The organism is Flavobacterium saccharophilum (genome assembly GCF_900142735.1).
In the GTDB taxonomy this organism is placed as follows: domain Bacteria; phylum Bacteroidota; class Bacteroidia; order Flavobacteriales; family Flavobacteriaceae; genus Flavobacterium; species Flavobacterium saccharophilum.
The window spans coordinates 410,554-423,498 of record NZ_FRBY01000002.1; the positions used below are offsets into that span (position 1 = coordinate 410,554).

The window sequence follows — 12,945 nt, forward strand, 5'->3', positions numbered from 1 at the left end:
AATGATTTATCTGAGAGGAATAGTATCAGGTTTATTTGTTTGGAGTTGCGTGAGCTTATCTTTCTATGTTTTGGGAAATATTCCAATAATTAAAGATTCCTTTCTCATACAAGCTTTAATTGTCATGATTTGCATTTCATTATATGCTTTTCTGGCGGCTCAATTTTATTATAAAAAAGAATACCAAACGAATGGAATTAAGCTTGGAATTCTAATGTCCGGAACAGCTTTATTATTGGATGTTTTGATCACAGTTCCTTTTGTTGAAATTCCAAATGGCAGAAGTTATCAAAGTTTCTTCAGCAGTCCCGTTTTATGGATTTTAGTTTTTACCACTGTTTGTACGGTTTATTTTTATTGGAACAAGAACATCAAAGGGCATTAAAAAATACGTCAGATCTCATAGAGTAAATTCCCAATCAATAAAAAAGCTCCTATATCAGGAGCTTTTTACGTTTTTTATGTCAATACAGTATTAAGATGATCGCACGGAAAATAAATGGTTATTACGGTGCCTTCCCCAGGTTTTCCGATGGCACGAATTGTACCTCCAAAAGCCTGCATGATTTTTTTACATAATGCCAAACCTATTCCCGCACCTGTATATTGTTCCTGATTATGCAATCTTGTAAATATTTTAAAAATCGATGCTGCATATTCTTGTTCAAAACCAATTCCGTTGTCAGCAAAAGAAATCCAATGACAAAAAATGGTATCCGAAAGCTGGTAAGGTTCCGGCTCTTTCGAGGCTGTAACTGTAATAACCGACCCACGTTCCTTATCAGCATATTTTATTGAATTTTGAAGTATATTCGAAAATAACTGTTTCGTTAAAAAATCAATACCATGAATTTCAGGCAAAGTTTCATACTCGATTACCGTACCAGTTTCAGTAATAACTTCTTTCATTTCGTCAAGAGTTTCCACCATAATTGCATTAAGATCCACTTTTTGCAGTGCCTCTTTGGTGTATCTTATACGGGTGTATTTTAAAATATCCTGTAATAATATCTGCATTCTGTTTGCTGAGTTTGACACGCGCTGTAACGATTCAAAAATAGCCTGTGGCGATACCTTATCAATTTCAGAAAGCATTTTAGAAATAATAAGCTGAATTTTTCGCAAAGGCTCCTGCAAATCGTGCGTACTGATCCAGTTGATATTTTCCAGTTCAGCGTTGGTTTCTTTCAATACATTGCTTTGCTTACGGTATTTTTCTTCTTCCTCACTCAGCATCAATAAAATAATCTCTTTGTGAAGAACATGAGCATAACTTGCCGCAGTATATATTTCGGGCTGCAACCAAACACTGCTTTGATTTTTAACAATCTGTTTCCAAATATTGAAAGAATTTCTTGGATGCAGGCCTTTGCTGTCTTTTATAATGGCTTTTTCCGGATCTCCTGCCCAGTTGATTTCGGATAATGTTTCGGGCCTGTACCAAATAATGCTGTTACCGCCACCGAGAGAATGGTAAATTATTCCAGCTGCATCAGCCGTCGTTTCCAGTTCCGGAACATAGTCGATCAATCTATTCGTGTTAAAGGTATCTTCTTTGGCAATTGCTTTAATTTGAACGCTGATGCTATTAATCTGATGATCTGAAGGCGTTATACCATGTTTGTATATGGTACCGCCGACACAAATTGAAACCCCTGCTGCATTACAGAGATTTAATAATTCAGGATCACTGATAATAGTAGCGAATGATTCCGGATTTAAAGGCAAATCTAAGCCTGTCAAATGTTCGAGTGCAAGTGCTGTTTTTTGCGCGATCAGATATTCGTCTGTCGATTGGCGCAAATCAATCTGGGAGCTGATAAATTCTCCTTGAAGTTTTGCTGCAAGGCAGGTTTCTGGCGAAATATTTTTAGCAGAATAGTGATGGCAGGCGATTAGTCCCCATAAACGTCCATGGTGAATAAGGGAAATGGTAAGCGTTGCTCCCACTCCCATATTTTGCAGATATTCCACATGAATGGGCGAAGTGCTTCTTAAAATCGAAAGACTTAAATCCAGATTTTTATTTGCCACATCATCAACAGTAAAAATCGGAACGGGTTCGTAACCGAGGTCAACAATCAAACGAAGCTGGTTTTTGAGGTACAATTCTCTTGCCTGAGCCGGAATATCAGTGTGTGGATAATGAAGGCCTAAAAAACGTTCTAAATCATCACGGCAATCTTCGGCATAAACCTCTCCATTATAATCTTTGTCAAAACGATAAATCATAACACGATCGTAACCTGTAACTTCGCGCGTTCTTTTCGCCACAAGCGCACATAATTCCTGCAGCGTTTTTGTGGTGTTCATGCTGGTAATAAAATGTATCGTCTGAGAATACAATTCAGCAATCTGTTCCCGGCTTTCAAAATACGGTTCGGCTTCTAAAATATAAATATCATGACTTTTATGAATGCTCAGCTTAAAAGATTTTTGCAAAAGATCAATTTCTAAAGGAAAAATCAACTGGGTTTCATCGTCATTTATATAAGTGGTAATTTCTTCCTGCGCTTTAAGTCCAAAAATGGCGCTGAAATCTTTTCCAATTACATCTTGATACACTGCATCAATATAATTAGCAATATTGGCAGAACAAAAATCAATTGTCCAATTTAGAGTAAGTCCTAGCAAAAAACCATGAGGCTGAATACTACCCGGAATATGTATTGGTTCATGTTCGCAGTTCGTTAACGTGACAATGTCGCGATTAACAATATCTTTAATTTTCATTTTTTATAAGAAGAAAATGGTTATAGATGCAGTCAAAAGCATAAGTCGCACCTTCAATAATGGCAGCTTTACAATTGAATTGTTCTTCGTAATCGGTTAAGAAGTTCAGAAACAATTTCCATTGACTTCCGGTTTTATTGCCATATCCTGTAAAATAAGCAACTCCATTTCCCTGATCAAGTCCGTCAATCGTCTCTAGATTTTTTAAAATAAATCGGCCACCAAGAGTCGAACCTTCGACAACATATAAGATGCCAAGCGCAAACGGAATCGAAATATTCTCTGTATGGAAAACGGGAGTTGGAGAATTTGTTTTAAAGCGAAGAAAATTGAGATCCTGCTCAATTAAATGTTTTTTTGTTCTCTCTTTTACATCTATTTTAAGGTCAGCAAGTAATGGAAAAATTTTTTCCTCTACGTCATAATGAACATCATACATCAACCGTAAATAGTGTGCATAATCATTCATTTTCATGTCTGGTGATACAATACAGGAAGAAATGGGTAAGCTCTCAAGCTTTTTATGCGAAACTGCTGTTTCCGTTTTTAATGTATTCAAAAAATCTAATGCGAGTGAAGAATTCAAATCTGGATTCATTTTTATTTGTATAATTTTTCCTGGAAAATACAAAGATACTATTTTGATACAAGTTTTCGCGCCTTTTATAAGAAAGGAAGTAAGACAGAGAATTGTAGATTGTAGATTCTATTTTCTATTTTCTGTCCTTACATTCTAAATTTCACGACTTCTATCCCTTCCGTATAAGATAAATCAATATTTCATCTTCTAATTCTTTTGACAAATTATCACATTCCAGTTTATGCTGAAAATGCTTTTCGAATTTTTTCTTAAACTTATCGGCTTTCAGCCTGGTCTTACAATAGTCATCACAAATCATTTTAAACTTGTCGTCAACTAAATATAAAATCTTAAGTGATTCAATATAATCAACGAATTTGGCATTATATAACTCTTTAGGAACAGCCATACGATCTAATTTTTTAAATTGTTGAATTTAAGACTCCAAAAACACCCTGATAAAAACAGAAATCAAATTCTCACGAAATTAAGAACAGTATAAAGTTATGTCGGAATAGAATTAAAAAAAACAAATTGTAAGTTAAGTCTGTTTCATATTATAAATTGAAACCTCAAATTTAGAATAGAAGTAAAATGCAACCCTTTTTGTAGATATACATCTACAAAATCACTAGCTTTGTTAGACACAAACAGAATATAACTACCTAACAATAATGCAATTAAAAACAAAAAAAGTGTAAACTTATATTTTTGTTCCGTTTTAGATTTGTAACTATTAATTTTTAAAAGCAAGGAGATGAATATTTCAAATCAGAAAAACAATGTTGAAAACAGTTCCAGAACATCTGCTAAAAAAACTAAAATGATGTCAACTTCAGCCAGAAGTAATGAGAAGTCCAGCATTGAGACGAGGAAATCAGTTTTGATGAATAAATAATTAATACCCATAAAACCTTTAGATTATGCCAAGAGAAATCAACGAAGATTTCGGTCTGGACGATCGCAATTTTCACCCCGAAGAACAGTTAATCCATTCTGTCAGTAAAAAAAAGAGAAACAAAAGATTAAAACAGGAGTTAGAAACCGAACTCGACAAAGATCCTGATGATGTTCTTGATGACGCTTTAGATGACGATCTTAAAAATTTTTCAGATGAAGATTTCGATAAAAAAGACAAATCTGATTCGTGAATATAATCTTAGTCGCAATAACTTAATTTGAAATTTATTTCATGAAGAAGCTCAATTCAATAATTGAGCTTCTTTATTTTTAATCCTTTAAAGGCGATTCCAAAATAAAGCTATTTCAGAAACAAGCTCAGTTAAAAACAAGTTTATATTTATATTATAAAAATCTAATTATCATACAATTATTAATCATTTACTAAAGAATTAAATTAAGTTATTTTGAAATTACCATTATCCTATTATCTGCATCAGGATGTCCTTTTTCTGGCCAAAGATTTGCTCGGAAAAGTGCTATTCACTCAAATCGAAGGCCAAATAACAGCAGGTATTATCGTAGAAACTGAAGCTTACTTTGGCGAAATTGACAAGGCCTCTCATGCCTATGGCGGCCGACGCACTAACCGAACCGAAATCATGTACAGCGAAGGCGGCGTCTCCTATGTATATTTATGTTATGGCATTCATCACTTATTCAATATCGTAACTTCCGTTAAAAATGAACCACATGCGGTGCTCATACGGGCTATTGAGCCGCTAATTGGCACAGAAACAATGGAATTACGACGTAATATGCCGATCACTAAAAGTGCTATTTCATCAGGTCCCGGTTCTGCGGCTAAAGCTTTAGGAATTGACAAGACTTTTAATCAAAAAGATTTAGGTGGAGAAGAAATCTGGGTAGAAGATCACGGCATCCGATATGCAGAAAATGACATCATCGCTTCACCAAGAGTTGGTGTTACATACGCGCAGGAAGACGCCTTTTTACCTTGGAGATTTTTCATAAAAGGCAACAAATATGTCAGCAAACCCAATAAGGTCTAAACGAAAAACTATATTAAAGAAAAAATTTAACAATAAACCACTAATAACAAGAATAACAAATACTTAATAAGTTACTATTGATTTTACTTATAGCAGAAATTGCCCGCAGATTGAACGGATTTAACAGGTTTACACAGATTATTTTTTTGATAAGTTTTGCCACAGACCGATTAAATGGATTATCTATGCGGTGAAAAATAGCCACGAATTCACGAATTATTTTGCAAAATTAAACAAATACTAAGCCATAATTAATCTGCAAAATCTGTCTAATCTGCGAGAGAATAAAATTATGCGCAATCATTCGTGAATTCGTGGCTATCTTTTTTTTAAGCATTTCACCCAAATCCGCATAAATCCGTATCATCCGCGTACCCTATCACAAATAAATCATAAAAAATTTGCATAACTGACCAATCGGTCATATATTTGCAGAGTAAAATAAAAGCTATCATGGCAAAAGGAGAAGAAACCAGACAATTCATCATCGATAAAGCAGCACCCATCTTTAACACAAAAGGGATCGCAGCAACCTCTATGAGCGATATTATGGAAGCAACCAAATTGTCTAAAGGCAGCATGTACGTTCATTTTGAAAACAAAGAAGTTCTGGCCTGCGCTGCTGTAGATCACAATATGAAAGTATTAGGCGATAAACTGATGGCAAAAATCAGCCAAAGCAAAACAGCCAAAGAAGAACTATTCACGTATATTGATTTTTTCAGCAATGCGGTAAACCCACCCCTAACCGGAGGTTGTCCGTTATTGAATTTCGGAACAGAAGCCGATGACACCAACCCTGTTGTAAAAGAAAAAATCAATCAGGGAATAAAATACAATCAGCAGTTATTAGAAAACAGCATCAAAAAAGGCATCGCCAACGGTGAATTTAAACCAGACTGGAACGCCGGAGATTTCGCAACCGTAATTTTCGCCATGATGGAAGGCGGTCATCTAATTTCAAGAATGTCAGGCAATAACGATAAGATGCAAATCATCGTCAAAACCCTCAAAAAAAACATAGAGGAAAACACTCTCTAATTTTTTTTTATTCAAAAAATGACCTATCGGTCACTTTTTAAAAAAGGTTCAAAGGTTCAAAGGAGCAAAGTTACAAAGGGGCAAAGATCAATAGCTACCAAGGAAGCATAAACAGTTACACGATTAAACAATACACAGTTAAACAAATAAACGATTAAACAATTCACCATTTACAATTCACCATTTACAATTCACCATTTACAATTCACCATTTACAATTCACCATTTACAATTCACAATTAACAATTAACAATTATCATGAAAACAATCTTAATTTCAGGAGCATCAAAAGGATTCGGAAGAGCCTGGGCAGAAGCATTTTTAGCAAAAGGATACAAGGTAGCTGCAACAGCAAGAAATATTGATACCTTAGCCGACTTAAAAGCGCAATACGGAGAAGCCATTTTACCTCTTAAACTAGACGTAAACAATCGCGCAGAATCTTTAGCAGTAGTAGAAAAAGTACAGCAACATTTCGGGGCTATTGATATCCTGATCAACAATGCCGGTTATGCTTTAAACGGTGCGGTAGAAGAAGCTTCAGAACAAGAAGCAAGAGCACAATTCGAAACCAATTTCTTTGGAACATTATGGTTAACACAAGCTGTTTTACCCATAATGAGAAAACAACAAAGCGGTCATATCATTCAGGTTTCTTCTATTTTGGGAATCACCACTTTACCTAATTTAGGCCTTTACAATGCCTCTAAATTTGCGGTTGAAGGTCTTACTGAAACCTTATCTCAGGAAGTAAAACAATTCGGAATCAACGTTACTTTGGTGGAACCAAACGGTTATTTCACAGACATCTGGGGTAACACATTCAACAGCAAACCCATCGACGCTTACGACGGTCTTAAAAAAGCCATTGCAGAAGGACATGATCCTGACACTTTCGGACAAACAAGCGCTACAGTTCCGGCCATCATCAAATTAGTCGAAGCCGAAAACCCTCCTCTACGCCTATTCCTAGGAAAAGTAGCTTTACCATTCGCCAAACATGCCTACGAACAAAAACTAGCCACCTGGGAAGAATGGAATGACGTTTCAGTAGCAGCACACGGTTAATCTATATTCTGATTTTTTTAAGTTGATTGAACGAGATTGTTTCTTTTTTAGGAAATGGTCTCGTTTTTTTGGTTCTTGTTTGTTTTGTTTCAGGTTTCAAGTTTCAGGTTCATAAAAAAGCGACCTATTAGATCGCTTCTGTTATATTATTATGATGACAAATTTAAATAGGTAAGGCTTTTAAATTTTCAAGGGTCTTTTTAGCAAGTTCAATTTTTTCTGTGAATAAATTTCGGCCATTTATCTCTTCGGCAACTTTAGAAATCTTTTCCTTAGTCGCAGTAGACATCGAAATGATTTTTGTTGTTTTCACAATCTTCTCTTTTTTCATAATCCTTATATTTAATTGATTATTATTACAAAATTATCTATTTACTTTTTATAAACCAATACAGCAATGTATTTATTTTTAGGCACATATCGAACAAAAGTTTTTTTGGCCTCATCAAATCCAAAAAATATATATTCTTTTGAAAGCTCTTCAAAGTGTTTGTTAACAAAATAGGTATACGTTCTTATTCTTCTGTCTTTATTTTTACAAATGTCAGTACACTTCTTAGAACAGGAACTTCTACATTCTTCTTCAAATAAATGGGAGCTGTCACTACCCTGAATATAAATAGGAAATCCCGGATTGTCCTTAAAAAATTTAGGAACTGTATTTAACACCGTATTAAACACGGTTCTCATGTCTCCATTATTAGTGTTTTCATTATCAGATATACTTTTACTTTCAAAGTCATAATCACCAAAACCTAAATTATATAACTTTTGACCGCTCTTAGTCTCAAAACCCAAATACTGAACAGCCTTAATAACCTTCCTTTGCCCTGCGCTCTCAAAAAGATATTGAACAATAGCATTTTCTACTGACAAGCTCGTTTCATAAATATCAATTTCCTTCAAATCTTTTTTTTGCAATACTATAAATATTTTCTTATATTTAGTAAAAATATTCTTGTTTTTTCAAGTTTCAAGTTTAGGTCCCAGTTTTTAGTCCCAGTCGCAGTTCACACTGAAAACTGAGACTGCGACTGAAGACTCATTTTCCTATATTAGATTATTTCTTAAAATAGATTATTTCTTAAACCGGTTATAAATCAAAGTTTAATTTTGCCTCTTGCCTCTTTCTTGTATTTTCTATATTCTCTTTTCCATTTTCCATTTTCTATATTCTATTTTCTATATTCTATTTTTTATATTCTTGCATCTTGTATCTTGTATCTTGCTTCTAACATCTCAAAATTAACATTACATCTTCCCCCTAAAACCTTACATAATCCCCACCTCAAACCCTATCCATAATCTCAAAAATTTAACTCCATTTCCAATTTAAAAGCAATCAAAACCCTTATTTTCCCGTAATTCTTGACATTTTCTTTAAACAGCTGTTAAATTTTCAATAAAAACCAATCGCTAATTCTGTAAGAAACCGTATATTTGAGTAAACAGTATATTTAAATAAAGTGCAGAAAAAAACAAAAACACCAAGTTTTATATTCCCCAAAACTCCAACCGGAGTAGACGGACTGGACGAGATTACGAATGGAGGATTCCCAAAAGGGCGCCCTACTTTAATCTGCGGAGGTGCTGGCTGTGGGAAAACATTAATGTCAATGCAATTCCTGATTAAAGGAATCACCGATCATAACGAAACCGGGGTCTTCATGTCTTTTGAAGAACCGTCGGACGATCTTACCTTAAATGTCAAATCATTAGGTTTCGACATTGAAAAACTAAAAAAAGACAAAAAACTGGTAGTCGATCACGTGCGCGTAGAGCGATCAGAAATTGAAGAAGCAGGCGAATACGATCTCGATGGTTTATTCATCAGATTAGGATACGCTATCGATTCGGTAAAAGCAACAAGAGTAGTATTAGATACCATAGAATCCTTATTTGCAGGACTGGACAATCAGGCGATCCTGAGAGCCGAACTGCGACGTTTATTTCATTGGCTTAAAGCCAAAGGCGTAACCGCAATCATAACCGGAGAACGCGGCGAAGCAACCCTTACCCGTCAGGGATTGGAAGAATACGTATCAGACTGCGTTATCGTACTCGATCATCGTGTAATCGAACAGGTTTCGACGAGAAGACTCCGTATTGTAAAATACAGAGGTTCTACACACGGAACCAACGAATATCCGTTTCTAATTGACGAAGAAGGAATTTCAGTATTGCCTATTACGTCTCTAAAACTCGATAACGAAGTCAGTTCTGATGTTGTTTCGACAGGAGTTCCGGGCTTAAACGATATGTTTCATGGCGGTGGTTTTTTCCGCGGCAGCAATATCCTGGTTTCAGGAACAGCCGGAACAGCAAAAACAACCGTAGCCTGCTATTTTGCCAATGAACAATGCGAAAAGAACGAAAAAACGATCTATTTCGCCTTCGAAGAATCGCCACAGCAATTGGTGCGTAATATGAGATCGATTGGTATTGATCTTCAAAAACACATTAAAAAAGGAATTTTGCAGATCCATTCTTCGCGTCCTTCATTGAACGGACTAGAATTGCATTTGCTTACGCTTAGAAAACTAATTAAAGAGTTTGAGCCCACTACCATCATTATTGATCCTATCAGTAATTTGATCACCGTAGGAAGCGAACACGAAGTACGTTCGATGCTGGTTAGGCTTATTGATATGCTGAAAGCACACAATATAACCGCTCTTTTTACGTCTTTAAATAAACAAACCGACAATTTCAGACCCGATTTGGCTGAAGAATCCGTATCGTCATTAGTCGATACCTGGATTACCGTGCGTGATATGGAAGGCATTGGCGAAAGAAACCGCGGGATCTTTATTATCAAAGCGAGAGGCATGGGACATTCCAATCAGGTTAGGGAATTTGTCATTAACAGTAAAGGAATTGAATTGCTGGACGTAGAACTAGGTCCAAACGGAATCCTGACCGGTACAGCAAGACAAACGCAAAAATTCAAAAAAACAATATCAGATATTAAGCTTCAGAACGAAATTAGTCGTAAAGACAGAGAAATTGAGCGTAAACGCAGAGTTCTCGAAGCGAATATAGAAGCACTTAGAAACGAATTCGAATCGGCACAGGAAGAATTAAGCTCCCTGAAAGCCACAGAAGAATTACAGGCATCATTTTCTAAGAAAAAATAACAACAAGATGAAAAAAGAAGTCGTAGCCGAATGGCAGTTACTGCTCTATATAGCAGGTCAAACGCCAAAATCGATCAAGGCGCTTGAAAATATAAAAAAGTACGCAGAAGAACACCTGGCCGGGAAATACAGCATCGAGATTATCGATTTGCTGAAGAATCCCCAATTGGCCGAAGGTGATCAGATTTTGGCGGTACCAACCTTAGTCAGAAAATTTCCCGAACCTATTCGCAAGATCATTGGCGATCTTTCGAATGAGGAAAGAGTACTTGTAGGGCTTAATATTAAACCCTTAAATACTTAAAAAAATGGATAATTCAGCTGATGGGACAAGTACAACCAAACATAAGTTCATGCTTTTTGTTTCGGGTATGTCTGTTAAATCAGGACATGCTATCGAAAATTTACGCAAAATATGCGACAAACATCTCCGCGAAAACTATGAACTGGAAATCATAGATATTAGCCGGGATACTGAACAGGCCGTCATACATCAAATTGTAGCGATCCCAACTTTAATAAAAATACAGCCCGCTCCACGGCGAATCATTTTAGGCGATTTGTCAGACAAGGAAAAGGTATTGAGAATACTTAATTTAAGTGAATAGAATTTGATAGTAAACGATAAAAATATTGACTCCTTATTGGCAGAAATTGAATCGTTAAAGCAACAGCTTTACGAATCAAACAGTATCATTGATGCCATAAAAGAAGGAGATGTTGATGCCCTTGTGGTCAACACCAACGGAACACCGCAGCTGTACTCACTGGAAACAGCCGATTATACGTATAGACTCCTGATCGAGAAATTCAGACAGGGCGCACTAAGTATCGCCAAAAATGGCCTGATCTTATATTGCAACGATTATTTTGCAAAACTGGTCAATACGCCCTCAGAAAAAATCATTGGGAATTACCTTCAGGAATTTTTCGACAACCCTTCGCAATTTGCCACGCTTATCGAAGGCTTAAAATTGGGGCTTGGCACGCACGAAATCCTTTTTAAAAGTGATGGCGGCTCCCCTACTACATTTCCGGCCTATATTTCCCTCACCGATCTCGAACCTTCAGTAGATGCGATCGGAATCGTAGTGATCGATTTAACCGAGAAGAAAAAACACGAAGAAGCGTTGATCCAACATCAGGCAGAACTCGAAGGAAAAATCAACGAATTGAACCGAATCAACAGCAGTCTCGAAGAATTCATTCACGTGATCTCGCACGATTTAAAAGAACCGCTTCGGAAAATTGTCATGCACAACGGCAAAATTGACGGCACCTATCTGACCGAAATCGATGCCAAGTCCATGAACATCATCAAATTCTCGGTGTTGCGTCTCAATTCACTCGTAGACGATCTGGTGCAATATTCGTCGCATACCAAACAGGAAGAACGTGGCGAAGTCAATCTGGCGGCCGTTATTACAGAAGTAATCGAAGATCTCGAAGTCATTATCACCGATAAAAATGCGAAGATCAAAACCGGAAATCTGCCCGTTATAAAAGCGTCAAGAGTGCAAATGCGCCAGCTTTTCGCCAACCTGATTTCGAACGCTATTAAATACAGCAAAGCAAACGTCCCTCCTGTTATACAAATATTGGAAACTAATGCAACAGACGTTGAAGTTCCGCAACAAAACAGTAAATTTGTCAAGATTCAGATCAAAGACAACGGAATTGGAATGGAATCAAGCCATTTGCTTAAAATTTTCACGATCTTTCAGCGCCTGCATGCCCGAAACGAATATTCCGGAAACGGTATAGGCCTGGCGATCTGTAAAAGGATTATGGAAAACCATTCCGGAAACATCACTGTCGAAAGTACGCTGAACGAAGGAACAACGTTTAATCTTTACTTTCCAATTGTATAAAATGCCGCAAAAAAACCTTCATATCATAATTGCCGAAGACGACGAAGACGATGCCGATGTAATCTCTGAAATCTTCAACAACAACCCCAGTTTTGCGAAAGTGAGCCTCGTAGCCAATGGCGAAGAACTGCTCCATTTCCTAAAAAATGCGGCAAACGCAAACCCGGACGTAATCCTGACCGATATTAACATGCCCATACTCAACGGCATCGAAGCCCTGCAGGAAATTTTAAACCACAACGACCTCAAAAACATTCCCTGCTTTGTCTATTCCACGAGCATAAACCCTTCTTACAAACAAAAATGCGATGTACTGGGCGTAAAAGGCTATCTCATTAAGCCCTACTCCTACGAGGCTTTCGCCGAAATCCCGAAGACGATTTTAAGTAGTATTGAAGAATAAAAATATAAAACGAGATGTTTCTTTTAGAGAAGGTCTCGTTTTTTATTAGGAGCTGTTTCCCGCTGTTCCTTCCAATCTTTTGTTCCTCCCGATAGCTATCGGGGCCGGCACAAAAGGATTTTCCCTCCCATCGGGGCTA

16 protein-coding genes are annotated in these 12,945 nt (G+C 36.6%); 11 read left to right on the plus strand and 5 right to left on the minus strand.

Going from position 1 to position 12,945, the window contains the following annotated elements:
- Position 1: 1 nt before the first annotated feature.
- A complete protein-coding gene (locus tag BUA98_RS07295; protein ID WP_072970955.1) occupies positions 2-385 on the plus strand; it encodes a DUF5367 family protein in 384 nt (127 codons plus the stop codon).
- 74 nt (positions 386-459) lie between these two features.
- Here BUA98_RS07295 and BUA98_RS07300 read toward each other — a convergent pair whose 3' ends face one another.
- The 3 genes from BUA98_RS07300 to BUA98_RS07310 form a co-directional block, all read right to left on the minus strand.
- Positions 460-2,733 carry an ATP-binding protein gene (locus BUA98_RS07300; RefSeq protein WP_072970956.1) on the minus strand — a complete coding sequence of 758 codons (2,274 nt, stop codon included), beginning with the start codon at positions 2,731-2,733 and terminating at the stop codon, positions 460-462.
- A complete protein-coding gene (locus BUA98_RS07305; RefSeq protein WP_072970957.1) occupies positions 2,723-3,331 on the minus strand; it encodes a biliverdin-producing heme oxygenase in 609 nt (202 codons plus the stop codon). Before BUA98_RS07305 ends, BUA98_RS07300 begins: the two co-directional genes overlap by 11 nt.
- A 151-nt stretch (positions 3,332-3,482) precedes the next feature.
- On the minus strand, positions 3,483-3,722 hold the full coding sequence (locus tag BUA98_RS07310) for a hypothetical protein (protein WP_072970958.1): 240 nt from the start codon (positions 3,720-3,722) through the stop codon (positions 3,483-3,485).
- 348 nt (positions 3,723-4,070) lie between these two features.
- Here BUA98_RS07310 and BUA98_RS22335 point away from each other — a divergent pair, with 348 nt between their 5' ends.
- From BUA98_RS22335 to BUA98_RS07330, 5 genes are all read left to right on the plus strand, one after another.
- Positions 4,071-4,211 carry a hypothetical protein gene (locus BUA98_RS22335; RefSeq protein WP_159433457.1) on the plus strand — a complete coding sequence of 47 codons (141 nt, stop codon included), beginning with the start codon at positions 4,071-4,073 and terminating at the stop codon, positions 4,209-4,211.
- Positions 4,212-4,236: 25 nt separating this feature from the next.
- On the plus strand, positions 4,237-4,464 hold the full coding sequence (locus BUA98_RS07315) for a hypothetical protein (RefSeq protein ID WP_072970959.1): 228 nt from the start codon (positions 4,237-4,239) through the stop codon (positions 4,462-4,464).
- A 216-nt stretch (positions 4,465-4,680) separates the two neighbouring features.
- Positions 4,681-5,286: a DNA-3-methyladenine glycosylase gene (locus BUA98_RS07320; RefSeq protein ID WP_072970960.1), complete on the plus strand. Its 606-nt coding sequence runs from the start codon at positions 4,681-4,683 to the stop codon at positions 5,284-5,286.
- A gap of 453 nt (positions 5,287-5,739) precedes the next feature.
- Positions 5,740-6,327, plus strand: a complete 588-nt coding sequence (locus BUA98_RS07325) for a TetR/AcrR family transcriptional regulator (RefSeq protein WP_072970961.1) — start codon at positions 5,740-5,742, stop codon at positions 6,325-6,327.
- Between the two features lie 258 nt (positions 6,328-6,585).
- Positions 6,586-7,395 (plus strand): SDR family NAD(P)-dependent oxidoreductase, encoded by an 810-nt coding sequence (locus BUA98_RS07330; RefSeq protein WP_244279176.1) that lies wholly within the window; start codon positions 6,586-6,588, stop codon positions 7,393-7,395.
- A gap of 163 nt (positions 7,396-7,558) precedes the next feature.
- Here the strand turns inward: BUA98_RS07330 and BUA98_RS22340 are convergent, their stop codons facing one another.
- Positions 7,559-7,726 carry a hypothetical protein gene (locus BUA98_RS22340; RefSeq protein WP_159433458.1) on the minus strand — a complete coding sequence of 56 codons (168 nt, stop codon included), beginning with the start codon at positions 7,724-7,726 and terminating at the stop codon, positions 7,559-7,561.
- A gap of 41 nt (positions 7,727-7,767) precedes the next feature.
- Positions 7,768-8,316 (minus strand): DUF6934 family protein, encoded by a 549-nt coding sequence (locus BUA98_RS07335; protein ID WP_244279177.1) that lies wholly within the window; start codon positions 8,314-8,316, stop codon positions 7,768-7,770.
- A 545-nt stretch (positions 8,317-8,861) separates the two neighbouring features.
- On the opposite strand from BUA98_RS07335, the gene kaiC reads away from it, so the two are divergent.
- The 5 genes from kaiC to BUA98_RS07360 are packed head-to-tail and all read left to right on the plus strand — an operon-like array spanning position 8,862 to position 12,806.
- The gene (kaiC, locus tag BUA98_RS07340; RefSeq protein ID WP_072970963.1) at positions 8,862-10,532 is read left to right on the plus strand and encodes a circadian clock protein KaiC; all 1,671 of its coding nucleotides are present in this window, start codon (positions 8,862-8,864) and stop codon (positions 10,530-10,532) included.
- 7 nt (positions 10,533-10,539) lie between these two features.
- The gene (locus tag BUA98_RS07345; protein ID WP_026985338.1) at positions 10,540-10,836 is read left to right on the plus strand and encodes a circadian clock KaiB family protein; all 297 of its coding nucleotides are present in this window, start codon (positions 10,540-10,542) and stop codon (positions 10,834-10,836) included.
- A gap of 4 nt (positions 10,837-10,840) precedes the next feature.
- Entirely contained in the window at positions 10,841-11,140 is a 300-nt protein-coding gene (locus tag BUA98_RS07350; protein ID WP_072970964.1) for a circadian clock KaiB family protein, read from the plus strand.
- Between the two features lie 36 nt (positions 11,141-11,176).
- Positions 11,177-12,403 (plus strand): sensor histidine kinase, encoded by a 1,227-nt coding sequence (locus BUA98_RS07355; RefSeq protein ID WP_244279178.1) that lies wholly within the window; start codon positions 11,177-11,179, stop codon positions 12,401-12,403.
- A 1-nt stretch (position 12,404) separates the two neighbouring features.
- Complete coding sequence (locus BUA98_RS07360; protein WP_072970966.1) at positions 12,405-12,806, plus strand: response regulator; 402 nt, start codon at positions 12,405-12,407, stop codon at positions 12,804-12,806.
- Positions 12,807-12,945: the final 139 nt, after the last annotated feature.

Coding starts and splice junctions, on each gene's coding strand:
- BUA98_RS07295 (WP_072970955.1), top strand. CDS start 2: ATGATTTATCTGAGAGGAATAGTATCAGGTTTATTTGTTTGGAGTTGC.
- BUA98_RS07300 (WP_072970956.1), bottom strand. CDS start 2,733: ATGAAAATTAAAGATATTGTTAATCGCGACATTGTCACGTTAACGAAC.
- BUA98_RS07305 (WP_072970957.1), bottom strand. CDS start 3,331: ATGAATCCAGATTTGAATTCTTCACTCGCATTAGATTTTTTGAATACA.
- BUA98_RS07310 (WP_072970958.1), bottom strand. CDS start 3,722: ATGGCTGTTCCTAAAGAGTTATATAATGCCAAATTCGTTGATTATATT.
- BUA98_RS22335 (WP_159433457.1), top strand. CDS start 4,071: ATGAATATTTCAAATCAGAAAAACAATGTTGAAAACAGTTCCAGAACA.
- BUA98_RS07315 (WP_072970959.1), top strand. CDS start 4,237: ATGCCAAGAGAAATCAACGAAGATTTCGGTCTGGACGATCGCAATTTT.
- BUA98_RS07325 (WP_072970961.1), top strand. CDS start 5,740: ATGGCAAAAGGAGAAGAAACCAGACAATTCATCATCGATAAAGCAGCA.
- BUA98_RS07330 (WP_244279176.1), top strand. CDS start 6,586: ATGAAAACAATCTTAATTTCAGGAGCATCAAAAGGATTCGGAAGAGCC.
- BUA98_RS22340 (WP_159433458.1), bottom strand. CDS start 7,726: ATGAAAAAAGAGAAGATTGTGAAAACAACAAAAATCATTTCGATGTCT.
- BUA98_RS07345 (WP_026985338.1), top strand. CDS start 10,540: ATGAAAAAAGAAGTCGTAGCCGAATGGCAGTTACTGCTCTATATAGCA.
- BUA98_RS07350 (WP_072970964.1), top strand. CDS start 10,841: ATGGATAATTCAGCTGATGGGACAAGTACAACCAAACATAAGTTCATG.
- BUA98_RS07360 (WP_072970966.1), top strand. CDS start 12,405: ATGCCGCAAAAAAACCTTCATATCATAATTGCCGAAGACGACGAAGAC.